This is a genomic window from Paenibacillus sp. WC2504, assembly GCF_052682475.1.
On the sequence record NZ_JBQZFH010000001.1, the window covers coordinates 4,638,444 to 4,662,831 of the forward strand.

26 protein-coding genes are annotated in these 24,388 nt (G+C 44.7%); 5 read left to right on the plus strand and 21 right to left on the minus strand.

Annotation, left to right across the window (positions count from 1 at the left end; translation table 11 throughout):
- Nucleotides 1-3 precede the first annotated feature (3 nt).
- A complete protein-coding gene (locus ACUN27_RS20880; RefSeq protein WP_315949782.1) occupies nt 4-1,014 on the minus strand; it encodes a LacI family DNA-binding transcriptional regulator in 1,011 nt (336 codons plus the stop codon).
- A 381-nt stretch (nt 1,015-1,395) separates the two neighbouring features.
- Between ACUN27_RS20880 and ACUN27_RS20885 the strand changes: the two genes are divergently transcribed.
- Both ACUN27_RS20885 and ACUN27_RS20890 read left to right on the plus strand, forming a co-directional pair.
- The gene (locus ACUN27_RS20885) at nt 1,396-2,280 is read left to right on the plus strand and encodes a DUF2334 domain-containing protein (protein ID WP_315949781.1); all 885 of its coding nucleotides are present in this window, start codon (nt 1,396-1,398) and stop codon (nt 2,278-2,280) included.
- 59 nt (nt 2,281-2,339) lie between these two features.
- Nucleotides 2,340-2,510, plus strand: coding sequence for a hypothetical protein (locus ACUN27_RS20890; RefSeq protein WP_164819672.1), 171 nt, complete (start codon nt 2,340-2,342; stop codon nt 2,508-2,510).
- Between the two features lie 287 nt (nt 2,511-2,797).
- Here the strand turns inward: ACUN27_RS20890 and fosB are convergent, their stop codons facing one another.
- Nucleotides 2,798-3,238 carry a metallothiol transferase FosB gene (gene fosB / locus ACUN27_RS20895; RefSeq protein ID WP_315950385.1) on the minus strand — a complete coding sequence of 147 codons (441 nt, stop codon included), beginning with the start codon at nt 3,236-3,238 and terminating at the stop codon, nt 2,798-2,800.
- Between the two features lie 105 nt (nt 3,239-3,343).
- Between fosB and ACUN27_RS20900 the strand changes: the two genes are divergently transcribed.
- The gene (locus tag ACUN27_RS20900) at nt 3,344-3,568 is read left to right on the plus strand and encodes a hypothetical protein (RefSeq protein ID WP_326060649.1); all 225 of its coding nucleotides are present in this window, start codon (nt 3,344-3,346) and stop codon (nt 3,566-3,568) included.
- A 55-nt stretch (nt 3,569-3,623) separates the two neighbouring features.
- Here the strand turns inward: ACUN27_RS20900 and ACUN27_RS20905 are convergent, their stop codons facing one another.
- The 11 genes from ACUN27_RS20905 to ACUN27_RS20955 form a co-directional block, all read right to left on the minus strand.
- The gene (locus ACUN27_RS20905; RefSeq protein ID WP_315949779.1) at nt 3,624-4,859 is read right to left on the minus strand and encodes a CapA family protein; all 1,236 of its coding nucleotides are present in this window, start codon (nt 4,857-4,859) and stop codon (nt 3,624-3,626) included.
- Between the two features lie 78 nt (nt 4,860-4,937).
- Nucleotides 4,938-6,539 carry a response regulator gene (locus tag ACUN27_RS20910; protein WP_326060651.1) on the minus strand — a complete coding sequence of 534 codons (1,602 nt, stop codon included), beginning with the start codon at nt 6,537-6,539 and terminating at the stop codon, nt 4,938-4,940.
- Nucleotides 6,532-8,373 (minus strand): cache domain-containing sensor histidine kinase, encoded by a 1,842-nt coding sequence (locus tag ACUN27_RS20915; RefSeq protein WP_445559553.1) that lies wholly within the window; start codon nt 8,371-8,373, stop codon nt 6,532-6,534. The genes ACUN27_RS20910 and ACUN27_RS20915 overlap by 8 nt, the downstream gene beginning before the upstream one ends.
- Nucleotides 8,315-9,655 carry an ABC transporter substrate-binding protein gene (locus ACUN27_RS20920; RefSeq protein WP_315949776.1) on the minus strand — a complete coding sequence of 447 codons (1,341 nt, stop codon included), beginning with the start codon at nt 9,653-9,655 and terminating at the stop codon, nt 8,315-8,317. The genes ACUN27_RS20915 and ACUN27_RS20920 overlap by 59 nt, the downstream gene beginning before the upstream one ends.
- A gap of 133 nt (nt 9,656-9,788) precedes the next feature.
- On the minus strand, nt 9,789-10,799 hold the full coding sequence (locus tag ACUN27_RS20925; protein ID WP_445559554.1) for a glycoside hydrolase family 43 protein: 1,011 nt from the start codon (nt 10,797-10,799) through the stop codon (nt 9,789-9,791).
- Between the two features lie 33 nt (nt 10,800-10,832).
- Nucleotides 10,833-11,663 carry a carbohydrate ABC transporter permease gene (locus tag ACUN27_RS20930; RefSeq protein ID WP_315949774.1) on the minus strand — a complete coding sequence of 277 codons (831 nt, stop codon included), beginning with the start codon at nt 11,661-11,663 and terminating at the stop codon, nt 10,833-10,835.
- Between the two features lie 6 nt (nt 11,664-11,669).
- Nucleotides 11,670-12,566 (minus strand): carbohydrate ABC transporter permease, encoded by an 897-nt coding sequence (locus ACUN27_RS20935; RefSeq protein WP_326060655.1) that lies wholly within the window; start codon nt 12,564-12,566, stop codon nt 11,670-11,672.
- Between the two features lie 65 nt (nt 12,567-12,631).
- Nucleotides 12,632-13,957 carry an ABC transporter substrate-binding protein gene (locus ACUN27_RS20940; RefSeq protein ID WP_326060656.1) on the minus strand — a complete coding sequence of 442 codons (1,326 nt, stop codon included), beginning with the start codon at nt 13,955-13,957 and terminating at the stop codon, nt 12,632-12,634.
- Between the two features lie 337 nt (nt 13,958-14,294).
- A complete protein-coding gene (locus tag ACUN27_RS20945) occupies nt 14,295-14,465 on the minus strand; it encodes a hypothetical protein (protein ID WP_164819675.1) in 171 nt (56 codons plus the stop codon).
- Between the two features lie 132 nt (nt 14,466-14,597).
- Entirely contained in the window at nt 14,598-15,500 is a 903-nt protein-coding gene (locus tag ACUN27_RS20950; RefSeq protein ID WP_326060657.1) for an S-layer homology domain-containing protein, read from the minus strand.
- 112 nt (nt 15,501-15,612) lie between these two features.
- Complete coding sequence (locus ACUN27_RS20955) at nt 15,613-16,134, minus strand: hypothetical protein (protein WP_326060658.1); 522 nt, start codon at nt 16,132-16,134, stop codon at nt 15,613-15,615.
- A gap of 107 nt (nt 16,135-16,241) precedes the next feature.
- Between ACUN27_RS20955 and ACUN27_RS20960 the strand changes: the two genes are divergently transcribed.
- On the plus strand, nt 16,242-16,871 hold the full coding sequence (locus ACUN27_RS20960; protein WP_326060659.1) for a TerC family protein: 630 nt from the start codon (nt 16,242-16,244) through the stop codon (nt 16,869-16,871).
- A 38-nt stretch (nt 16,872-16,909) separates the two neighbouring features.
- On the opposite strand, the gene ACUN27_RS20965 is transcribed toward ACUN27_RS20960, so the two are convergent.
- The 5 genes from ACUN27_RS20965 to ACUN27_RS20985 all read right to left on the minus strand — a co-directional run bounded on the left by ACUN27_RS20965 (nt 16,910) and on the right by ACUN27_RS20985 (nt 21,638).
- Entirely contained in the window at nt 16,910-18,454 is a 1,545-nt protein-coding gene (locus ACUN27_RS20965) for an SAM-dependent methyltransferase (protein WP_445560652.1), read from the minus strand.
- A gap of 37 nt (nt 18,455-18,491) precedes the next feature.
- Nucleotides 18,492-19,868 (minus strand): PDZ domain-containing protein, encoded by a 1,377-nt coding sequence (locus ACUN27_RS20970; RefSeq protein WP_326060661.1) that lies wholly within the window; start codon nt 19,866-19,868, stop codon nt 18,492-18,494.
- A 76-nt stretch (nt 19,869-19,944) separates the two neighbouring features.
- A complete protein-coding gene (gene hisA / locus ACUN27_RS20975; protein ID WP_315949762.1) occupies nt 19,945-20,703 on the minus strand; it encodes a phosphoribosylformimino-5-aminoimidazole carboxamide ribotide isomerase in 759 nt (252 codons plus the stop codon).
- Nucleotides 20,704-20,851: 148 nt separating this feature from the next.
- Entirely contained in the window at nt 20,852-21,322 is a 471-nt protein-coding gene (locus ACUN27_RS20980) for a hypothetical protein (RefSeq protein ID WP_315949761.1), read from the minus strand.
- Nucleotides 21,323-21,329: 7 nt separating this feature from the next.
- Nucleotides 21,330-21,638, minus strand: coding sequence for a hypothetical protein (locus ACUN27_RS20985; RefSeq protein ID WP_326060662.1), 309 nt, complete (start codon nt 21,636-21,638; stop codon nt 21,330-21,332).
- A 107-nt stretch (nt 21,639-21,745) separates the two neighbouring features.
- Here ACUN27_RS20985 and ACUN27_RS20990 point away from each other — a divergent pair, with 107 nt between their 5' ends.
- Nucleotides 21,746-22,045 (plus strand): hypothetical protein, encoded by a 300-nt coding sequence (locus tag ACUN27_RS20990; RefSeq protein ID WP_445559555.1) that lies wholly within the window; start codon nt 21,746-21,748, stop codon nt 22,043-22,045.
- 23 nt (nt 22,046-22,068) lie between these two features.
- Here the strand turns inward: ACUN27_RS20990 and ACUN27_RS20995 are convergent, their stop codons facing one another.
- The 3 genes from ACUN27_RS20995 to ACUN27_RS21005 all read right to left on the minus strand — a co-directional run bounded on the left by ACUN27_RS20995 (nt 22,069) and on the right by ACUN27_RS21005 (nt 24,379).
- A complete protein-coding gene (locus ACUN27_RS20995; RefSeq protein WP_315949757.1) occupies nt 22,069-22,281 on the minus strand; it encodes a hypothetical protein in 213 nt (70 codons plus the stop codon).
- A 92-nt stretch (nt 22,282-22,373) separates the two neighbouring features.
- Nucleotides 22,374-23,429, minus strand: coding sequence for a YheC/YheD family endospore coat-associated protein (locus tag ACUN27_RS21000; protein ID WP_326060663.1), 1,056 nt, complete (start codon nt 23,427-23,429; stop codon nt 22,374-22,376).
- 515 nt (nt 23,430-23,944) lie between these two features.
- Nucleotides 23,945-24,379: an NUDIX hydrolase gene (locus ACUN27_RS21005; protein ID WP_315949753.1), complete on the minus strand. Its 435-nt coding sequence runs from the start codon at nt 24,377-24,379 to the stop codon at nt 23,945-23,947.
- Nucleotides 24,380-24,388: the final 9 nt, after the last annotated feature.

Consider the following 24,388-nt stretch of genomic DNA (forward strand, 5'->3'; position numbering starts at 1 on the left):
TCCTTATAAACTTCGGGTAGACTCGCGTACAATGAGCTGTGCGTCCACGATAAGTTGTTCCACCGTTGACGGATCTTTCATTTTTTGAATCAAAATACGTCCTGCTTCTGCTCCCAGCGTTTCCGCAGAAAGCTCAACGGAAGTCAATTTCGGCGACATCTCTTCGGCTAGTCTCACATCGTTGCTTAATGCCACAATCGAAAGATCTCTTGGAACATGGATACCGAGTTCACGGGTGGCCCGCAGAATCCCTAATGCAACTCTGTCTGTATCCGACACAACCGCTGTGAAAGGAATCTGTTCATGCATTTCCAAGATAGACATGTAACCGTAATCCATCGGTGTCGCATGCTGCTGACGGACAAAGTTCATAACATGGACGTTATCATAAGAAACTCCACGCTCTTCATATGCCTTCCGAAGACCATTTACACGATCGGCTGAAACCGTCATGTTCGCTGATGCATTTAAAAATAAAATAGAACGGTGGCCTTGCGTCAATAAGTAGCTGCCAACCTCGTAGGCAAGCTGCTCATTGTCATTATCTACATAGCTGATTGAACTCTCCAAGGGGTCAGGTCTGCCTACGAGCACTAACGGAATTCTCATCTGCTCGAATCGCTCAATGCGTTGATCGTGCTTACGTGGATTCAACATAATAACACCATCGACAGGATCGCTTGAAAATTGTGTAAGATCTTCATGCTCTGGAAGCGTGTCTAGCAGAATACGATACCCATGCTTCGTACATTCCTTGATGACCCCATTCAGCATTTGAATTTCAAATTGCGTCGTCGAGCCCTCTTTAGAAATCGGCATCTTGAGTCCAACAATCATCGTCTTCTTAATTGCCAAACTTCTGGCAATATGATTCGGGAAATATCCCAGTTCTTTGGCTACCGAAAGTACTCGATCCGTTACCGGTTGAGAAATCGGTCTCTTTTTGCTGAAAACGCTCGAAACTGTTCCTTTGGAAACACCCGCAAGCTTGGCAACATCATCAATGGTAGCCATCCTTCCACCTCCTTTATGCAATTAAAATTAGCATTCACTTTCTAATCATTAAAGCGGTTTAATTAAACCGGTTTAACGCTCTTCATATTTCCTATTATAGTTAAAAACAAACAAATTACAACACGTTTTTTATTAATAATTCGTAAAATAAGGGAAAGCGGTTAACCTTATGATATAAAAGGAGTTTACACTATTTTAATAAAAATTGAAACCGCTTACCTTAACCATCTTTCCTCTTTGCTAGGATTCTTCTTTTTCGGACAAATTTCGACATTTTCCCCCGTCGATTCCATCCCATATATTCATCGAAATGAAACAGAAGACTTACACATACAATGGTATTGGAAGTATCCAACTTACTCGTTGCGGAGGGATTTCACCGTGAAAGCATTACTGCGGCTTGAAGATGTCGGACCAGGCGGTTATTACGAAAAAACAGAAAACCAAATGAAGTTACGTGCCGTTGCGGATTATTTATATATGCAAAAGATCCCTTTTCATGTGGCCGTCATTCCCCGATACATCAATCCGAATCTGCAATATGACTGCACCATCAGCAATCCGTTTGATGCCACTTCCGTGAGATTTGTTGAAACGTTACAAGCATTGCGAACTCGCGGGGCTTCACTAGGTATTCACGGGTACACCCATCAATATGGGCAATCCATCAGCGGCGAGGGCTATGAATTCGCATATCCGGACTGCCTCAAGGATTGCCCGCCGGATGACCCGAGGTCTTCCCTTTCTGACAGTCTGCATATTCAGAGGTCCTATGCGTATGGCAGATTTCATATGGCCTTATCCGCCTTTCAAGCCGCTGGCCTTCGTCCCGATTGGTTTGAAACTCCACACTATGCAGCTTCGGAGGTGCAGCGTACGATTATAGAATCATGCTCATGGTTAATGTACGAAGACAATCCCCATGACCCTACCAATCGCCAAGTGACCTATCAAATAGCCGCTTCGATCGTTGGAAGAACCTATTACGTCCCAACGCCACTGGGGTTTGTCAGAGGTGATGCCGTAGAGCAGGACGTCACAAGGATTATGGATCAAGTGAATCAATACGGTGAGGATGATTTGGCCTCATTTTATTACCACCCTTTTCTCGAATTTCCGTATATTCACATTCGAAAATATGCCCCACCTTATTACGAGGAACGAACCCCATTGAAACGGCTAGTGCACCACATGCTCTCGAAAGAGCGTCGGTTCGTTAACATTCAAGATTTGATTTATTCTTTTATGTCCACACAATCCGTATAGAAAGTTCCAAACTTTGACATACTACTCTTTGTTGTTTATTGAGCAAAGGAGGTGTCACTATGCCAAATCAAAATCAATCCAATCAAGCATCCAAAGCGCAAGTACAGACTACCGAACTAAATAAATTACCGGTTCCTGGTCAAGAGGATACAGAATTCTCCGCAGAGGAAGCGGCAGAAGTATTCCAATCCAATTCATCCTCTTCTTCTAATAGCGATTCGCAGGATTAAGAATTAGACAGCAAAGAGGCTGCCCGATGGCAGCCTCTTTTTATGTTTATGCACCAGATTGTTCCCGAAATAGATGGAAAAACTCACGTTAATCTGTGCTTCTTAGCGGCATGGAACGGATTAACAGGACAAGCTCCACCTAATTTCGCTGCCGTAACCCGATAAAGCCACATTTGGCGATAATAGCGGTAGATAATCCATTTAGATGGATAAAAATGGATTATCCGCTGGAAATAGAGGGAGTAATCGGCGTTAACCCCATTAAAGCTTAGCAAGATCAGTCCGTATTATTTGGCATCATCATCATCCTCATAAAATTCCATATGCGGCTTCTCTTTCCTATAGTAGGCTAACCGGTCTTCCAGGCTGCCGGTATGGAATTCGAATTTATGCCCGTCCGGATCGGTGAAGTAGACAGAACGCTTATCCTGTTCATCTCTCTCGCGCCCAGGAAGTATATTAACTCCTAGATGCTTCAGCTTTTCCACCACAGCATCGAAATCCGCCTCATCTACTGTAAAAGCCATATGGGTATAAGAATATCGAATCTCATTCCGAGGGATTTCTTTCTCTACATTCAACGCTAACCATATGCCACTTAAGTCAAAGTAAGCCAAGTTTCTCCCCTTGACCAACAGCTTGGCACCAAACACTTCTTGATAAAATGAAATTGACTTATCCAAATCCGTAACCGAAAAAAGAAAATGGTTCACACTTTTGATATTCAACTCTTCCGCCTCCTTCCACACGACATTTTCTATCGCTGCGTGAATGATTCCTGCGTTCTTGGGCATATTAACGAAGAAAAATTCCAACAATTAGGAGGTTCCTCCATGTCAGATCAACAATCCGATCAACAACAAAATGCAGAAATCCAAGCTCACAATGCCGTGGCGGATGCCCTGCACAATCTGAACGTAGCCCAGACTGCCAACAATAACCGCCGTCAGGTGATTCAAGGTGCGCAGGAGCAGCTGGACGCGGCGCATGCACAATTAGCCGAAGCACGTACGGCGCAATCATCTGCAAGCAGCGAGGATGACGAAAGTCTCTCGTAATGCCGAGCAACTAACACAGCAGCAAATACCCCTCGGCACCTGTTCGAGGGGTATTTTATTCCGTGCCGATAAAGTGAAGCTCCTGCATGTATGTTCTCATATGTTGCTTAATAGGATCAAACTGAATCGTACCGTTCCTAATTTGCACAGGAACAGCTTGATTCACCGGGAGCACCTTGAACTGCGTCATATTTTGGTAAGAGGTAAATGTCGGAAGAAAGGACGGATGTTTCAGCGTAACGGTCTTCTCTTTCCCTGTCGTCTTGACGACGTCAATCGTCGCCATTCCGCCTACTCGCTTGGCAACTCCGCCTTGGGCGGATATGAAATTGCCTAACGAGTATAAAACCAGCGTTTTGTGCCCATTAATGCCTGATACCCAAGCAGGAGGCTGCAAAACATGCGGATGATTCCCAATGACGATATGAACACCGTAGTCCGCCAACTTTTGAGCCAGCGCCATTTGACTCTCATTCGGTAAAGTTTCGTACTCTGTTCCCCAATGCATAGCCACCACAACAACGTCAGATATACGTTTGGCTTGTTCGACCTCTTGCGCAATCTGAGCGGTATCGATTCGATTAACCAAATACGCTTTCCCTTTCGGATGGGGGATGCCATTCGTGCCATAGGCGTAGCTCAGAAACGAAAACGTGATGTTATTTTTGACCATCGTACGCATATGCTTCTGATCTTCCTTTGATTTGAATGCTCCGGTATATGGAATGCCAAGACGATCCCAGTACGACAGAGCGCTTTGAATCACTTTTTCCCCACGATCCAGCGTATGATTATTAGCCACTGTAACAAGATCCACCCCAGCCGCCTTGAGGGCATCCCCAACTTCCTGCGGACTATTGAATGACGGATAACCGGAAAGTCGCAGCTCCTTCCCCCCAATCATCGTCTCCTGATTTGCTACCAAAATATCAGGCATACGCAGATAACTCTGCACATCTTCAAACATTTTGAAAAAGTTGTACGTGCCGTCCTTTTGCTTCGCATCTTGGTATATTTCGCTGTGGATGAGAACGTCCCCGATAGCTCCCAATGTGACTTTACTTACCCTAGGCTCCGAAACAACCGGTGGAATCGTCGGTACAGTTACAGTCGGTGGCTGATCTCGCTTAGCTTCGGGTTTAGCTTCGGGTTTAGCATACTGTTTAACATCTATCAGTTCTTGTTTAACTTCTGGCTGCGCTTCCTTGGGAGCAGAAGGGTTTGCGCGATAGAAGCAACCGGTGATCAGAGTCAACAAGAAAGCTATCACTACAACGCGTTTCCTTTGCAAGCGGAATCCCTCCTGCCGGACATTTTCCATTAGTATGCCCCAGCAAAATAATTCCCTCGCACTTTGATTAGCCGTTTGTCAGCTCGTTTGTCTACCCTCCCGGTACTCCGTCGGCGTTCGATTCGTAAGCGTTTTGAATACGCGGTTGAAATGGCGAATGTTCGTAAAACCTGTAGAATCCGAGATAACCTGAATTTTCTCATCGGAGTGAAGCAGCATAGCTTTCGCTTTCTCGATCCGTTTTTCCGTTAAGAAATCGATAAAGGACTGGCCTTGCTTGCTTTTAAACAAAGAACTCAAATAAGAAGGGTTGAGATAGACGAGCTCCGCCATCATATTCAGGGTAATGGATTCCGCATAATGCTCTTCCACATACCGGACCACCAATTCAACAGGGCTAGTCACGAATTTCTTTTTACGGTTCACCATGCACACACTCAAATCCCCCAGCAGCTTCTGGCAGCGCTCACTTAACTCTTTGCTGGACGAAATCGAATAAATCTCCATTAATACCTGCTTCATATCCGTACCTTGCAGCCACATCTTCACCACGGTTAAATTCACTGCCAGCTCGTAAAAATGCAGCAGCATTTTGCAAATTTGCTCATGAATCAGCTCGGGATCTCTCCATTGCTGACATAGCTTGGTAACGAATTGATCGGCTTGAAGATGCACATTCGCCAAATCGCCCTCTTGGACATACTGATTGAGTAAATTCCAATCGGCAGTGTGCCATTCAAGCTTTTCCATTGTCATTTCTGCAATTGTGTCACTGGAAAGAAGGCGATCCCCGCCAATAACTAAACGATAGAGCAGAGCCAAACCCGCTTCCTTGTAGGACTTGGAGATTGACTCCAAATCTTTCACAGGACTTCCGAGCCCGAATGAGATCGTAAAATTGGACTGTCCCCGAATCCCCTTACGGATTTGATTCGTTAATTTCTCGATGTCAGCAAAGGAAGCCGATGTATCATCGTGATTAATAAGCGCGACTACTTCATTCTCATTTAAAATAAACACATAACCAAGCAGCGGTTTTTCGATGCTCTCCTGGATAAACTGCTGAATATACACAGAAAATAATGATGGATTTAACTGGTAATACCTTTCATCCGTGACGGAATCACGGTCCAGCTTGGCTACCAAGCAGCTAATGCAGGGAAGCAGAAACTGTACGCCGACATTATCGAGCAACTCTGTTTCTCCATGAGGAATGCTTCCTGTCAACAGTCCGGCCAGCACATGCTGGCGCATTTGATTCTGAACTTGCTTGTCTTTCTTGTTCGTAGTCAATTGTTCCTTCTCAAGCGCGATTTCAACCTGAAGCTTTTCCAATAAAGTATAAAGCTCCGCACGTTCGAAAGGCTTCATCAAGTAGTCCTTCGCCCCTAATTTAAGCGATTCGCGTGCGTACTGAAAATCGTCATAGCCACTCATCACCACACAGGAAATATGCGGATATCTCTCTTTCACAATGTACTGCAGCTGAATGCCGTCCATGCGAGGCATTTTAATATCCGTAATAATCAGATCCGGCTGCAAGGCTTCAATTTTCTCTAAAGCTTCCACGCCATCTTTGGCTTCGTCAATAACCGACCATTCCGACTGCATATCAGCAATCATTAAACCAATGCCTTTGCGGAAAATAGTTTCATCATCCACGATAAGGAGCTTAGGCATCCAGTTTGCCCCCTTCAAGTTCATCTACGATGAGTGGTAATGTGAGAATAATCGTCGTTCCTCGGTGTAATAGGCTTTCAATCTTCATGCCGTATGGATGGCCATAACGAAGCACAATCCTCCGATGCACGTTCATTAATCCGTGCCCGCCTGTTCCCTCTTCGTTTGGGGTAAAATCAAATTGTTTCTGAAGCACTTGCTGCAGCCGGCTTTCACTCATCCCCGCACCATCATCCTGAATGATAATGACCATCGTGTCATCTTGCTTCTTCCCGGTGAGCGTGATTGTTCCGTACCCGCTTCCTTTTTCAAAACCGTGCACAATACTGTTCTCGACGATCGGCTGTAAGATGAAACGAATCACCGAATAGACAAGCAATTCAGGCTCGATATCGACACGAAATTGTATTTTATCCTCGAAGCGGATCTGCTGGATAGCCATGTAACCCTTCACGTGCTCCAATTCCATGTTCAGCGGTACTTGGCTTTTGTGGCTATTGATGCTGTAACGGAGCAGCTTGCTTAAATTATTTGTCATTTTGACAACTTCGCGATTGCCTTGAATTTCAGCATACATGCTAATGGAGCCCAGCGTATTGTACAAAAAATGGGGATTGATCTGGCTTTGCAGCGCAGATATTTGCGCATTCTTCTCTCTGATTTCCGATTCGTAAAGCCGGTAGCCTAGATCACTGAGCTTCGAAACCATGAGGTTAAAAGATTGGCTTAATTGACCGATTTCATCCCGGCTTCGAATGGGAATCGAAACGTCCAAATCGCCAAGAACCACTTTTTTCATGAGATTTCGCAGTTCGCCAATCGGATTTGTGATACGAAAAGCTAAGGCTGTAAACAAAATGACAGCCAGCAGCAAGCAAACGACGCCAATCAGAATGATGTAATTCCTCACATTCACTGTGTCCTGGAGCAAAGACGCGAGCGGCACCATCTCGATCATCGTCCATCCGGTATTCGGCGAAGTATAGTAGGATAACAGCTCTGTATCTTGACCTTGCTTATAAATAACTGTGCCTGTCCCCTGATATTGCTGCACTTTGTCCAAATCTACCCAAGAGTCAGCGCTTTTATATATGAGCGCCCCTTCGCTGTCGACAATCATAATGTTTTTCTTGTCATTGGAAATCGTTTCGATTTTGTTGCGAATGATATTTTTATCCACATCCAAAACGAGATAGCCCAGCACTCTTCCGGTATCTACACTGCGTATTTTCCTCGCAAAAGAGTATACCTGATTCGTCGTATCATACGCATTCTTGTTGTACGTGCCGATATAGACAACCTTCCCTGTCGTGGAAACCTTGGGGTACCAAGGTTCATTTTCAACCTTTTTCAGAGAATAATTCGCTTGCTCCTCTAACATCGCCGTATAAGTGCCGCCCGATAAGCGATACAGGGTTAATCCCGAAATATCTACACGTCCATTGGCATACACACGCTTGGCGAAATCTTCAACGGTTACGCGATCATCAAACGAGATTGTCGTTTCCGTCCCCTTATTCGACTCCAAATATCTCACAATATCCTGGGATTGATATGGCATTAAGGATAAAAGATTAAGCTCATTCATGTACGTATCAATGTTAGCCATAAGCTCTTTCACAACGTCCATTTGATATTTGCCTGTGTTTTTCTGAATCGAAGCCGAATAACTCGTAAACGTCAAATAACTGGCTATCCCCAGCGGAACGGCTATGAGGATAAAGCTGATAACGATTAATTTGGTGACGATCGGAAGATTCTGGATCCACTGCTTTTTAGTCTGGAGCTGTATTCTGCTGTATTTGAATATTCGTGTTAATAATCCTTTGCGCATTACGCAGCACCTCTTGCGGGGTGGATTGCCCCACCATCATCTTTTCAAATTCGCGAACAATCTCTTCATTCATTTTCCCCTGTCTTGGGTGATTCGGAAAATATTTCACATCGTCAGCGGAGCTTGCATAGTCCGGACGGTATTTCAAACTCTGAAACTCCGGGGATTGAACCGCTTGTTTCACCGCTGGAATATGCCCGGCTTTCGCCCAGCTAGCGCCGTGCGCCGCAACCCAATTCGCAAATTTGAGCGCTGCGATTTGCTTCTTCTTATCCGGTTTTTCGTGATAAGGCAAGGAAAAGGTATGGGAATCCCCCCAAGCAGCGGGATGATCGTATATTTGCGGTATTTTCGTAACACCGAAGTTAAGGTCCGGAATTTTCTCAAACGTGCCCGTAGCCCAAACACCCGTAATTAACAAAGCGGCATTACCCTTCGAAAAGGTTTGTACAGAATCATTAATATTTGGAATAATGAACCCCTGCGAATATAGGGTATTAACAAAATTCAGAGATTTAAGCGCAGAAGCATTATCAATGGCCGCTTCCTTCTCGTCGTCTGTATAAAATCGCCCACCATCTACATTCATCTGACTATAAAAGGAGTACCATAGCCAAAATGAGTCGATACGTACATTAGGTTCAGCCAATGGCGTAACAGTTGCGGGTACATGTTGTTTTATTTTTTGTAAAAATTGCAGGAACCCATCCTCGCCATTCATCAGTACTGGCTTCTCTTTCTCATCTAGAAGGCCTGCTTGTTTAAGCCAAGCCTTGTTATAGTACATCACTTCCAGATGGGTATCGAGCGGAATTCCGTAATGTTTCTCGTCGGCAACCGTACTTTTCAATATCGTCTGGTTAAAATCTTGCCAGTTCACGCCCGCTTCTGAAGCAAGCGTATTCAAGTCCGTTAAAAATCCAGCCGGAGCATACTGCGAATATTTGGCCGAATGGACAATTGCGATATCAGGCGCTTCTTCTGTCACAATCGCTGTTGACAGCTTGGTATAATAATCACCTGAATTATTATTAATTTGATCAATTTTGACATGATCTTTGTTCTCATTGTTATACTGCTGAATTAATTCAGCCATAAATTGGCCGTCTCCACCGCTAAATGGTGACCAGAACGTAATTCTGAGCTTATTTGATGCCGCATCATCACCTTGTGTATCCGGCTGAGAGCTGCAGCTTATAGTTAGTAAACTGAGTGGAATCAGAAGGATCATGGTGCTAATTCTAGCTCGCAGCTTGCCTCTCACAGTAATCCCTCGCTCCATACATAGTGTGTCTTCATTATACAAATTGCCCCTGCTGAATCCAATGACCTATTTCCACCAGACATGGACATATTTTTGGGTCCCTCAACAAATCGCGAAAAAAACATCCCCAATCATGGAGATGTTTCGAATGTTATTCACCGCTCGGTACAGGAATAGGGACACCCTCTGCAATCGGTACTCCGAAATCAGGAGAGCCGTCCGGATGCCACTTGAATGGCTGCATACGCACATTGCGATTCCAGCCAGAGCCTTGCGTCTTCGCACCGTGATACAGAATCCAATCCTCTTTGCCATCCGGCGATTTCGTAAAGGAGCTGTGGCCTGGTCCGAATACCTGATCCGTTTTGGAAAAAACAGCCTGTTCGTGCTTTTTCCATGACGCCGGGTTCAATAAATCACTACTCATCGTCGCACTCAGCATCCCTAAACAATAATCATCCGTCCAGCTGCCGCTCGCTGAGTAAATGACATAAATTTGATTCTTATGCAGCAAAACCTGCGGGCCTTCATTAATGGTTGGTGTACCATTCAATTCCCAATCATAGGTAGGTCTCGAAATTTCAACCGGCTTGCCGCTAATCGTGTAAGGATTACTCATTGGAGCAATGTACAAGTGCTGACTGACATTGACCGTTCCTTCCCAACCGGACCATATGAAGTATAAGGAACCGTCCTCTTTTTGCAGCGTCGTCCCGTCAATCGCCCACCTGCCAGCTGTATCCATCATTCCTTTATCGATATATCGGCCTTGCGGATCATCTGTTTCTGATTCCAGCACGAACATGCGATGGTTCTCATTCTGACCATCATCTGCCGCATAATAGATGTACCATTTTCCCTCCAAATAATGCAGCTCAGGCGCCCAGATGTTCGAAGTATTAGGGCCTGCTACAGGCGGGAACCACACATCCTTATATTCGGCGTCAGCAAGCCCCGTCAGCTTTTGCGATTTCCACACTCGAATGGAGTTACCTGTCGTATGCGTATAATAATAAGTGCCGTCTTTGGAAGTCACCCATGGGTCGGCTCCATTATCGAGAATTGGATTTGTAAAGGTCTTCGTCATTCCTTCTTTCCCAGCTCCTTTCGTGCAACCCGCTGCAAGCAGGAAGCAGATGAACACCACAAAAAACATGCGCATTATTGACCACACCGCCCTCGAGAAACAGCCTGTTTACTGCTTAACTCCCGTGGCTGTAATAGATTGAATAAATTGTCTCTGCCCGATTAGAAAAATTAGAAGGGTTGGAAGTGTGGACAGCGTGGCAAGTGCCATTAATTTACCATACGATTGCACAAAACTTCCAGTAGCCATAACGGCAATTCCCGCAGTGAGCGTGCGCATTTCCAAATCGGTCACCGTAAAAAACGGCCACACATAATCGTTGAAAACCCCCATGAACGTGAAAATGGCCAAGGTTGTCACAATCGAAACAGAAGACGGCAGCAGAACAGACGTGAACACATGCCATTTGTTTGCCCCATCCATTTTGGCTGCTTCAATAATCTCAATCGGGAACGATTGGAAAAATTGAATTAACAGAAATACGCCAAGCGCGCCGCCGGAATAAGGCAAAATAAGCACATAATACGTATTGATCAAATTTAAGTTGCTGAAATTCAAGTATTGCGGAAGAAAAGAAATAATGCCTGGCACCATCAAAGAGCCGACAAACAAGGCGATTAACGTCTTTTTAAAAGGCAAATCAAGCTTCGTTAACGCGTACGCCGCCATCGTGTCCAGCAAAATAACCAAGAAAGTCGCAGCAAAACCTACAAAAAACGAATTGAAAATCCAACGAAAAATCGGAACCTCGACGTCACCTCCGACAAAAATCGTATGGAAATTATCCCAAGTGAATTCCTGCGGCAATAAATGAAACACAGGAGACATTACTTCTACGTCGGTCTTGAACGAATTGGAAAACATCCACAGAATCGGCAAAATAAATATGATGCCTAACACACTGGCCAACACCACATAAAATAGCTTTAAAGGTTTCAACGTCCTCTACTCCTTTCTGCTCGTGACTTTAAATTGAATGACCGATACGATCATGATCGTTAATCCCATCAGAATGGCCATCGCCGATGCCGAGCCAATTTCCCGAGCTGTGTAAGCCGTTTGCAGAATGCCCATAAGCAGAACCTTGGTCTCGTCCCCGGCGTTACTCATGAGATTCGGCTGAGCGAATACATTATAAGAAGCAATCGTGGACGTAATCAGCACAAAGATGACCACAGGCCGGATCGATGGCAGCGTAATACTTCTCAGCCTATCCCAACCATTTGCCCCATCTATTCTGGCAGCTTCATACAGGTCTTCTGGAACACCGTTAAGCGCATTGACAAAGATAATCATATTAAAACCAATCGTCCACCAGAGTGTCGCCACGACCAACGCAATCCACACAAACGGTTTATCCAGCAGCCATGGGATCGGGTCAAATTCATGAATCCCCATCTTGGCCAAGAGCAAATTGATGAATCCCCCCGTAACATCGAACATCCTTTTCCAAATGACCGCCATCACAGTAGCCGAAACCGCATACGGAATGAAGTAGATCGAGCGGAAGAAGGAGCGCAGTTTGTCGGGAAGTGCATTTAACAATAAGGCAAAACCTAAGCCCACAAGGACTAAGAACGGAACGGAAAAGATGACAAATTTCAAAGTCGCTTTCATGCCGATAAAAAAGAGATCATTTTCTTGTGTACCCTCTGTGAAAATGCTCTTGTAGTTGTCCAGTCCAACAAACGGATGTACGGGATCAAGCAGGTTATATTGTTTTAGACTAATCACAAAACCATAAATAATCGGAATTAGCGTAAACGCCATAAAGGCCGCAAAATACGGAAGTATGAATAAGCTGGAAGTCAGCTTTGATTTCCAAGAGGATGTTGTAGGCAAGGGTTTCCCCTCCTTTTTTTAAAATGGCAGACGGGTAACTTGTACCCGCCTGCCTTCGTTCATCATTATTTTTTGTTCATCGCAATCGTGGATTTCGCAGCTGCATCGTCAAGTGCCGCTTTCGGATCCTTTTTCCCTTGCAGCGCATTCGCCAGTTCACTCCAAATACTGTCGGAGATTGGACCCCAGTTCAAAACTTTAGGTGCAAATTGCACATAATCAAATTCTTTGGCAACTTCCGTTTGTTGTTGTGTCATCGCTTTAAACGCTGCGCTGTCACGAACGACTTTGGATGCAACTGCCTGGCCGGACTCGGCCCAATCGATGGAATTATTCGATACATATTTCAAGAAATCGCCGACACCAGCCAGCACCGCTGCATCCGTCGTTGATTTAGGAATGACAAAGTTGTGCGATCCGGCGAAAACAGCTTGCTTCACTGTACCTAATTGCGGCACCTGCGCAACGCCATAGTTCACTTTCGCTTTATCGAAAGCGTCTTTCGCCCATGGGCCGTTGAAATGCATGGCGCTTTTACCTTGCTGGAACAAGTTGAAATCGCCGTCCGCCGCCACCGTAGGCGGGGAAACTTTCATCGTGGTTAAGCTTCTCATGAAGGTAACAGCTTCAACACCTGCCGGTGAATTGTAAGCAATGTTTCCTTTCTCATCAAGGAAGCTGCCGCCATTTTGGAATAATACCGTCGGGAATAAGAAGTTCTGAATCCAGAACGTTGGCATCGCCGCTCCCCATATCCCTTTGGACGGATCTGTAAGCTTTTTCGCTGCATCAACAAATTCTTGACGATTCGTTGGAGGAGCCGTGATGCCTGCCGCTGCGAACAAATCTTTATTGTAGTACATCACCAATGGGTGAATATCGAGCGGAATGCTGTACCATTTGCCGTCTTTGGTCGCATAGTCCACTGTTGCTGCCGGGAAGTTGCTCTTATCTACACCAGCGGATTTAGCCACTTCATCTAACGGCTGCAGCAAATCTTTGGCAATATACGTAGGCGTTTGATCAAGATGCATAATGGCCACATCAGGAACCCCTTTTTTCGTCGCAATCGCCGTATCTAGCAGCTTGTAGTAGTCGCCGTTAGGTTGAATCGTCATTTTCACGTTGTATTTGTCTTGTGATTTATTATAATTATCCACAATTTTCTTCATAAATGGACCGTCATTACCAGAGAAAGGATTCCAGAAGTTTATCGTTATTTTCTCACCGCTTTTTGCCGGTTCTGGCGCTTTAGTCGCTGCTGCTGTTGAAGCCGCCGGTGCCGTTGTCGCCGCAGCTGGTTCAGCTGTTTTCGTGGTCGAGCATCCCGACAAAACCATGGCAAAAGATATACAAGTTAAACCGATTACTTTCAAGTTGTTCATTTTCATCCTGTTTTAAGCTCCCTTCAATTTAAACACAGATTATAGTAGTTGCATCTCAGGACCCTCTTGTGTCAAAATTATAGTGATGATTGAATTTCGCCAAAAATTCAGTCTCACTACCGACGTGCGATAATAAGGCGTGCCCACACCAATGGACCCTTTTATCGCTTTTTCTTTGTCGATCCCCCTTCTTCCATTTCGTACCCGCAACTTAACTATAATCATTTCAAGAAAACGTTACCATGACGATATTCAAGAACCTTTGGACATATTTTCAGATAAAAAAAGCCCCGAGCTATCGCTCGAAGCTTTCTTGCCCACATCCATCCCTACTAGAAATGAATTAGGATTTCTGATGGTTTGTATAAATACCAACGACAGATAGCAACGCAGCAACACCATTGGCAATCGCGTTCATATCCGCATCTTTAATAAGGTCCATACCGTACGCGTCCAAAATCAATTTGGCTGCACCGATCAAGCCCAAAGTTAACGTATAGTAGTTTACTTTCATCTCTCTCACCTCCTATGAAAATAGGATGCTATATTCTATGAGAGAGAATTGGCATCGGACATGTCCAAATGACAGTGATACAGACGCACAAAAAATGCCGCCACCTCAATCAAGGCGGCAGCATGACACTACTCATGGCGAGACGGCTGGTTTAGCGATCGCCTTATATTTGAAAGATACAAACGTTTCCGCCTTCGCTTCGGTAATCACTTGCGGATACATCATACCCGGCTTTGGCTGCTGAATCGTATAGCGAATGACAGCCTGCCCATCTGCTTGGAACTCAATTGCCTGTATAGCAATGCCATATCCGGGACTCGGCATTTCTTTGGACAATATCACTTTGTTGACTTCGTCATTCACTTTCTCAACCTTTACCGAGACCTCTTCAACCGGAGCCTGGTTCTGCGCATGAGATTCTACAAATTGAATCGCCTGATAAACCCAGCTGGCTGCTTCGCCACGGGTAAGTTCCGCTTTCGGGTTGAACTTGCCGTCGCTATCCAACTGTGTGATTTTGTACAACAGCAATCTTTGCAGAGTGCCTTGATAATTGATGTTAATTTGATCCTCATCCTTGATCACAATAAACATTTTAACAAGCGGGAAATTGCCTTTCGTTTCAAGAGCGCGGACTAATAAATCCCCGAATTGCTCACGTGAAATGGTTGCGTTCGGATTAACATCCTTAGGAATGTCCAGTCCGTTATAATGAGCAATGATGAAGGCGTCTGCATACCAAGCATCATTTGGAACATTCGTGTACGTGTCCGACGCCAATGGCTGCTTGATGAAACGTATCGTATCCATGTTCAAATTCAAGCCTTTTACAATCATTTGCACGCTTTGCGCATAGCTGATTTTGCCTTTTGGCACATAGTGCTCGCTGTCAATTCCGCTTACAATCCCACGGTCTTTTAGCGCCATAATAGCATCGGATTGACCCTCTTCCAGATCAGAAAAGGCAAATGCCGAACTAAAAGCCAATGAGCTGATTAACAAGGACGTTAATGTTATAGCGGCTAATTTTTTCATCCTCATTCTCTCCTTTACCCTTTTTGAGATGACTCGATGTGTCGTTACCCTCTTAACGTTATCCCTTCGAAAAATGTTGCAAAATTTCCCATGGAAACTCTTATTTCATCTTTCAGCCAAGCAGCTGATGCAAGTCCGCTTGGATCGACTCATCCATCATCTCGTTTCTTGCAAGCTCTAAGATGATTTCTTCGTTCCTATCAATATTTTTCAAATAATTGTACAGTAGCTCTGCCTTGGGCTCCCGCCCCATCATTTTATAAGCCACATACCAAGTTTCGGGCGCGCTCAATGGGATACCCTGCCAAGTACTCCCTTCCCTTTTCCCAAGAGGGAGTTTCACGATTCCTTTTGTGCTCCGCAGTGCGAAATAACCAATAAAATCAATGGATAATGTTGCAACTTGGATCCGATATTCGCTCGCAAAAAGACCCTCTCCACTTGTCTGTTCCTGCCAGGAATACCCGTGAATGGCCTCAGTAAGCTTTTCTTTCGGACACTCCACAAGAAGATCCCAATCATTCATCTGCTCCACAAGTTCCAAAGCGTGCAATAAACCGCTTCCACCTAGCGCATATGGAATGCTAAACTCAGTAAGTTTATCAGTTATCCGTACAAGATCTTTTATTTCCATTCATATTCTCTTTTCTATCTGTAGTATTTTGGTTTATTTTGGAATTCCAATCATATAATGATCTTAGTTTCTGAGGACAGGCCGATGTCCTGGAAAGGAAGTCCAAGATGCAAAATTGGTTTATTATTTTCATATACAATTTATTTACCAATGTCGATAACGCCATTATGATTCAAAATTCCCTTAACCGATATAGCCTGAGAAGTAAATTCAAATTGTACCTTCTTGGTCTCTTATGCTTGCTGCGCATCATCTACATCGCTTGTGTCCAGTCCTCGTATCGAATTCCTTATATCAACTTGTTTACAGCCGCTATCATGTTATTTTTTGCGATTCGAATGGTACTGCCCAAGAATCAAATGAGAAAACATTTCTCATTATTATGGATTTTCAGCAGCATAGCTTCTTTGGATCTAGTCATGAGCATCGACAGTATTCTACTATCGGCCAGACTTTCGGATAATGTCGTTTTTATCGCAACAGGCGTGCTCCCGGCTTTATTTCTTCTTTTCTTTTTCTCCTCCAAAATGGAAATGTTTTTTTTCAAGATGCCTTGGCTCGAAATCGTCATAGCCGGCTTACTAGCGCAACTTGCTGTTCTGCAAATAAAAAAAGAACCAGGTATCCTGCTGTTACTTCAAGAGGAATGGTTCGATTTGATGGGCATCATCACGATGTGCGTGGTTTGCGCGGTGGGTTGGTTTAATTACTTGAGAAACCGATCCTACCCGATGTGATCGCCATCTCTGTACTTGCACGACTGATTTACAGCTAGTTAATCTATAAGCACCAATAGTGCTAAAGCACCTTCATGCTCCGGGGCAAAATTCCGTGTAAGCTCTGCGTAACGCCTAGCTGCATCGACATCCCCGACCTCATAATAGCAGATCGCCCTATCATAGAGTACATCCGGATTCTGATGGTAAGCTTCTTCCGTTTTCTCGAAAAAGACACTGGCATCCTGATACATCTCCATCTGATACAAAAGCGCTGCGCACTCCAAAGCCATTTCATGCTGCTCCTTCATCGGGTAGTACCCTTCCCACATCTGGTAAATGCCTAGACGTAAATCGGAGTAAACGCCCTCCTCACACATCGGCAGCAGCTCCGTTAGCTGACTTGCAAATTGCAGGAAAAACTGTGCATCATACCCGCACAATCGCCAAAAGGCAAGAAATTGAGGCACTTCCAGCTGCTCCAAATAACCATCGAGCCATTCTTTCATCGTGATAAAATCATCCGGGCCATAACGCTCGATAAATCGCCGATAGGCTAAACGAGTGTTTCCGTACCCGGCTGGATGGGTGAGCATCAACATACAGCCAATGTTCAGGTGATGATAAGGATGCTGTGTAAACAGACACAGAGCTCCTTTTTGCTCCCAAACTTCGCTCAGGGCATGATAGTTCGCCGTTAACGAAAAACTGCCGTGATGGATCAGTTGCGGCGGCTCACAGTACTCCCAGCTTTCCAGTCGGTGGTCTCCTTTGTCAGCAGTCAGCAGAACGAATCCTTCCCTCGAAAGGTGATTCAACCGTTCAAGACACTGCAAACCAATCACCGGAAATAGGATATGTGAATCTTCTAATTTCTGGGTGTATTGCGCAATAACGTTGCTGTACGCGTATGATTTTTGCTCGTATTCCTCAGAAAGCCGATATTCATACTCAACTGTTGCACTTTCCAGCATTTCAGCGGCGCTGCCATTAGCGACCTCATCGGTGAAACGCAGCGATACCATGCAATCATAAACTCGCTTATTATCCACATAGAGCAGCTCTTGCGGGATGCTATCGAAAAAATAATTCGCAATCACCAGCAGCGGTTGCTGCAAGTCTCCGTTTCGGACACTGATGCCGCTTTCCGTCAAGTTCAGCTCCGTATCTTGCACGGCATCGAACGGAGCGAAATCCAGGATCCCCTGCTCCACAAATGGCCGCAAGCTAGGGTGTTGCTGCCAGTACGCCAAATTTTTGAGCGCCAAATCCGTCATGACATAACGAAAAGCGGGTAGAGTCATTCCTGCATAATCTCTCATGGTGCACAATTCCTTCAGTACATGAAAGGCGAGCCGACCGGAGCCCGCACCAAGCTCAACGATCGTAACAGGCTCAGACAGAGACCCTAACTGTGCCCGATCTTGAAGAAAACCAAATATAATCTCCGCATAGGAGGTGGCAATCACCGGATTACTTGTGATGTACTCAGGGACTTCGTTATTTTGCCATGCGCTTATGCCCTGCTCTTCATAATAGGCTCGCTGCAGCTCCCAGATGGGAGATTCACTGAACCGATACATGTTTTGATCGTTCATTGCCATATAAGTGAACCTACTTTTCATAAATGTTGGTAAAAAATTAAGGACAAGAAAGCTGGCCCGCCGTTTGTTTCGGGTGATCTTTTAACCACTTCAGAATATCATCTAACGTGCGTACGGGTACGATCTGCAGGCTCGGCGCCCCTTTCTTCGCTTCCGACTCATTCGCGGCCGGGACAAAGAAAACATCGGCATTCGTTCTGCTAATGGTGTATGCCTTCTGTTCCAATCCCCCTACAGGGCCGATGGAACCGTCCGGTTCCATGGTTCCGGTACCCGCGACATGATTGCCATAGGTTACACCGCAAGGAGTGAGTTGATCAATCAAGGTTAGCGCCAGCATCGCTCCATGGGAAGGACCGCCCTCATGCAATAAATAATCATGATAACTCACAAGGATTGGAAGATCATATTGCACTTCGTTCTCGACTTGGATGCCGAAGGCAGCACGACTCGGATCATCCGGATTCGTGCGTGTCTTGGCCTGCACGCTGACTTGTTTGCCGCCGCGCATTACCATGAGGGCCACTTGATCATTGGGCTTGACCGATTTCATACGCTCAGTGAGTTCTTGGACTGTGGTAACAGCCTGCCCATTCACTTGTTGGATCACATCCCCTAATTGAATCTGACCGCTCGCTGGACTGTCCTTGAGAATGGCTGTGATGCGAACACCGTCGGACGAGATTCCCTTCCCTTTTCCGACCTTCTGAAAAGCAACGGCACTTCCCGCGGCATTCGCATCGGCCTTCATGAGCCTTACTTCCTGATTGTATTCACCTAACGTCATCCCTAAATTTTCGACTTCAAATGAATACTTCGCGAAGAGCTTCGCATATACCCAATCAATCGGAAATGCGGGACGTTCAAACACCAGTACCCCTGAGATGTCTCCATGAACATTACTTTCACTGGTATGTGCATAGCGGTTCATATTTAGCGTCAAGCCAGGATACGTCACTAAGTACTTAGTCGGCCAGAACATCACCAACATCAAACCTATCGTTGCAGCAAAAAGACTTATACTTTTTATAGGCAGCTTGCGCCCTTGCAGCTCATTGACGAATAAATCCACCAAAACCAACAGCCAGGTCAAAATAAATGCTCCTGCCGAATACTCTAACTTCTTCGGTACCGTCAATAAGATGATGACACAGGCCAGTCCTGCCACGATGATGGATGCAGCTCTCACCCACATCCCTAGCTGCTGTCTGTGCGACCTTAGGTGGATCAGTGAACCAGCCATCCAAAGTAAGGGAATGAGGATGAGGACATAGATAAGTTCGTCGATCATATCAATCCAGTAGATTGTAGCGCTGAGCCGCAGCGGGTCCGGGAGCCAAATCAACTCCCCCAAAACAACTAAGACCAGCGTCAGAACCATAGCCGAATAGTACAACTTTTTCCAAAGAGCCATCCTATGCATCCTTTCCTATGTAAAAAAGTAGCTGACGCTCTCGTATGGAGAGTTCGCTACTTTTTTCAACTCAACTTCACTGCTCTTTCATGTAGGCGACAACTTGATCATACGGAAGATTTCCACCGAAAATATCCAATGCACTGCCAATCGTAATATCCAGCTTTCCGGCCGATAATTGTTTAAACAGCTCGATGTCCTCGAAGGATCTCGCTCCGCCGGCATACGTTGTAGGAATCGTAACCCATTCTGCGAGTGTGCGGACCAGACTTTGTTGAATACCGCTTTGCTTGCCTTCTACATCGACGGCATGGATAAGAAACTCATCGCAGTATTGCTCCAGAAACCGAATATTCTCTTCATTCAGCTCAAAATCGCTTAATTGTTTCCATTGGTTGGTCGCAACGAACCACTTGCCGTCCTTCTCTTTGCAGCTTAAATCAATGACTAAGCGTTTCTTTCCAACTTTATCTACTATTCTATCCAGATTTTCCTGATTAAGCTGTCCGTCCCGGAAAATGTAGGACGTCACAATGACGTGGGATGCACCGCGATCCAAATAATACATGGCATTCTCAGCGTGAATGCCGCCACCGATTTGTAAACCACCTGGATATTCCTGAAGCGCACTTACGGCTTCATCTTGATTCCCATCTCCGAGCATAATGACGTGCCCGCCAACTAATTGATCCTTTTTGAACATTGCCGCATAATACTTGGAGTCATATGAAGATACAAAGTTTTCAATGATGGCTTTTCCTTCTGTGCCTAACGTTTCACCAACAATTTGTTTCACTTTCCCGCTATGTAGATCGATGCATGGCCGAAATTCCAATGACTTTACCCCCACTATCCGCAATTGTTGTTAGCTCGATTTTCCAATTATTATAGCACATTCTATCAACGAAGACCCTAGATCACATCTCAAAAAGAAAAGACCTTCCCTTAACGTTCGGGACGGCCTGGTCGAATATGTCATTCTCTTATTGCTTGATGAATCCTTCTTCCGCCATGTATTCCTCAACTTCTTCGTAGGTTTCAAAAGCGCAGTCCAGATTGCTGCCGGCATAGACATACCACAGATCTTCTTCAAAAGTAACAGTCAAAGCATGGCCTTCTTCATCCGTCCACAGCTCTTCCTGCGATGAGTCCGACACCGGTTGTGTTTGAACCGCGGTGCTCGTTAAAGACTGTATGGACTTCCGAATAATATCCCGAAGCTCTTCCGCGCTAAAATCACGAATATTGATTAACCCTTTGCTATCGGTTGCATACCCCTTCACATATTCCGCATAAACAAATCCGTTGCCGTTCGGGTGCAAGTGGTAGACAACAATTTTCTTATCATAACTGCTTTCTTCATAATGAAAATTAATGCGTCCCAGAGAAACATCCTTACGATGTAACTCGGGAAATGATTCCACAATCGCTAACTTTTCTTCTAAACTGAGCATGCGTCAATTACTCCATCACTTGAATTTTAAATACATTCTCCAATTTGCCTTCGGATCTTTTTTTCAGAGGAATTTTGATATCACGACCAAGCTCTTTGAAAAAAGTGTCAACATCGCATTGTACATTGCTAAGAATAACCTTAAATGAACCATCTTGGACAATGTTTTGATTGGCCTCTTCCGGAACGTTAACATCTACGGCATATTTCTTCGTCAATGTATTCATATATCGACTAAAAATTTCGATTAATTCCTCGTTGTTAAAATTCTCGATGACCAGCTTACCTTTGTTCGTAAAATTCAAATGAACATTCAATTTTTGTGCCCCTTTTCCATGAACCATTGATGTATTGTATAATTATAACACACTTTTATATATTCTAAGCCTTAACATTGAAAATTAACAGTAGGATGGAGTTCAACATGGCATTTGGCATAAAAAGAGATGAGCTTTATCGATGGAAAGACGCCGTCAGCCGCGGTGAAATCGCCTTTTTAACCCACTATTGGCTGGATGATCGTTTTGCCGGCGTAACTACCGTAACCAAGGTCGGCTGCTCGGATTTGGAACGATTAACCAACTGGTGTTTGTCCCACGGTCTCGATCCGCAATATATCCACCACAGTCCCTCTTACCCGCATTACGACCTCTTTGGGCCTATTCAAAAGAAAATTTTAGAGCTTGAACAGCAATGGGAACAAATTGAAAGATTTCACTTATAAAAAGAAAACCTCCAATACCCACTTCACGGTTTGGAGGTTTTTTCATCTGATTGTTGGCGTACCTGTCGTAATCTTGTTTCTACTCGATTAATAGCTACAATGGAATACTCACCGAACATTAAAATTTTCGTTTTCACCGGTACAGGAAATGCCGGATGGTTAATTTCCAATTCATCATTGAGCTCATTGTACCAGGGTAATAAATTCATTTTAATGACTAACACCCTATTTTTCACTATCAAACTCCACCTTTACAGCGCTATAATAGCAGTTTATTCGCTTCTCACTGCTAGTGTACTAGATGAATTCTTCATTTCTAGATGGGTGATTACCCCCGTTTATTTAGTAGGTACTTGGCATACACAAGTGGGGTTTCATAAGTCTGATAGAACGAATCCTCCATTTTTAACTGCTTGAATTCGTACCTTTGGTCCCTTCCATTTGCCTCGATAAACCAGATGTGCCCTGTCTTGTCGACACCCATATCCAATCCTATATCCGCCATATTCGGTAATCGTTTGCCCAATACTTCAGCTAATCTTAGGGACACCTGCTCAACAGTATCTTTCATACGTTCAGGCTGAAACCCGCTCCGATGAAATAGGAGTTCGCATCGCCAAGCTTCTCCGCCTTTGCCCAAATTGGTAACCTGTCTGCCATGGGCGGCAACTTTTCCTGCAATCCCGTTTACCTGCCACTTGCCCTTTGCTCCGCGCTGAACAGAAACTCGTAAATCGTAGGGTCTGCCTTGATGCGTCGCTAAAGAAATAGCTTGTTGAATGAGATAGGATTGCTTTCCAACCTTGGTTTTGATAAAAGCCAGCGCTTGGTCACGGGTCAACTTCTTGGGCTGGTTATTGCTCCAAAACAAGTCCCATGCCCCATTCTCCTGCTTCGAAAGCTTAATAATCCCTTTGCCTAAGGAGCTGTTTGTCGGTTTGACGAAAAAATCGGAAAATTGCTCCATTGCCTCCAGTAGATGCTTGCGAGAATACGACAAAGTCGCCGGGAGGTGCGCCCGCAGCGACTCCTTCGTATGTAACAACTTGTGAATACGCAGCTTATCATACCGATTTTGACGATTGAAGACATGGCTTGATGCAGCAAGATGGTGCAATTTATTAAGCATATATGGGGAAAGTGAAATAGCTCGATTGTGAATGACTTTGGGGATTGGAAGACGAAGTAGGCGGTAACTTTTGTTCTCAAAACATAAACCAAGGGCTGTCTTCCCGCTCGTTTCCTGCAAGCAAATATAAAAAAGCGTTATACCAAGTTTTTCAGCCGCTTGATTATACAATTCAATTTGTTCATATCCGGTCTGTTTACTCTGTATACCTAAGTACGTTTTTCGATCCAAAAGAATGCCCACTACATTGCGCATATGAACACCTCCACCAAAAAAAGCCATCCATAACACTGTATGCAATTGCTTCCCTTCTGGTCCAAAAGAACGTCATTCATGAGCTTTTTTTCACATGCCAAGCCGGATGTCCGCTTCTGCCAGTCCTTGGCTTCGGGGGCCGAGAGGGCGAGGAATGTGCTGCAACAGTGTTCTAAGTTGTATTTTATGCAATGATATAGCTGTGATTGTGCCTCAGATCACCTCTATATTGTATTTTATACAATCATTAAACCATTAAATGCTCGGATCTCACCTTTTCAAGAGAAATGGTTGTATTTTGTGCAACGAAACACCGTATTCACAGTCAATTCATGCTACTATGCTGTATAAAATGCAACGTAGGCATTCAACATCACCGTTCGCAAATCACCAATCACTCAACTTATAACTGAAAATAATGCCGTTAATTTGTTCATTTTCTACGGCTTCCAGGCCTTTAAATGGAAATTATCCTAATAAAACAAACAAAAAAAGCTGGCAGCCGCCAGCTCCTTTTATTTCCAACCAATGCTTTCAAACCAAAGTCCTTCTTGTTTATGCTCGATTGCAACCCGAATATAGCTGACCATTTGGCTCGGAAGCTCGCTCAAGGGAAACCATGTCAATTGCTCGCATTTTTCCGGCTCCATATTCGTGATCTCGCCTTTCCAGTCGTGCGCTTTCAAGAAGAAATCAACCCATTCGGAAGTCGTGTTTTTGCGATGCATCATTCCGATAATTTCAAGCTGATCAGGCTCGATATCGACGCCTGCTTCTTCCTTTGCTTCCCGGATCGCCGCAGCGACGACCTCCTCGTTGCCATCCATTCTGCCGGCCACTACGCTCCAATTGCCGTCTTGAAACCCGGTGTTTTGCCGTTTTAATAATAAGACCTCGTCATTTCGATAAAATAAAATGTGTACCGATCCGTATAAAATAGGTGTTCGCATGGTGATCCT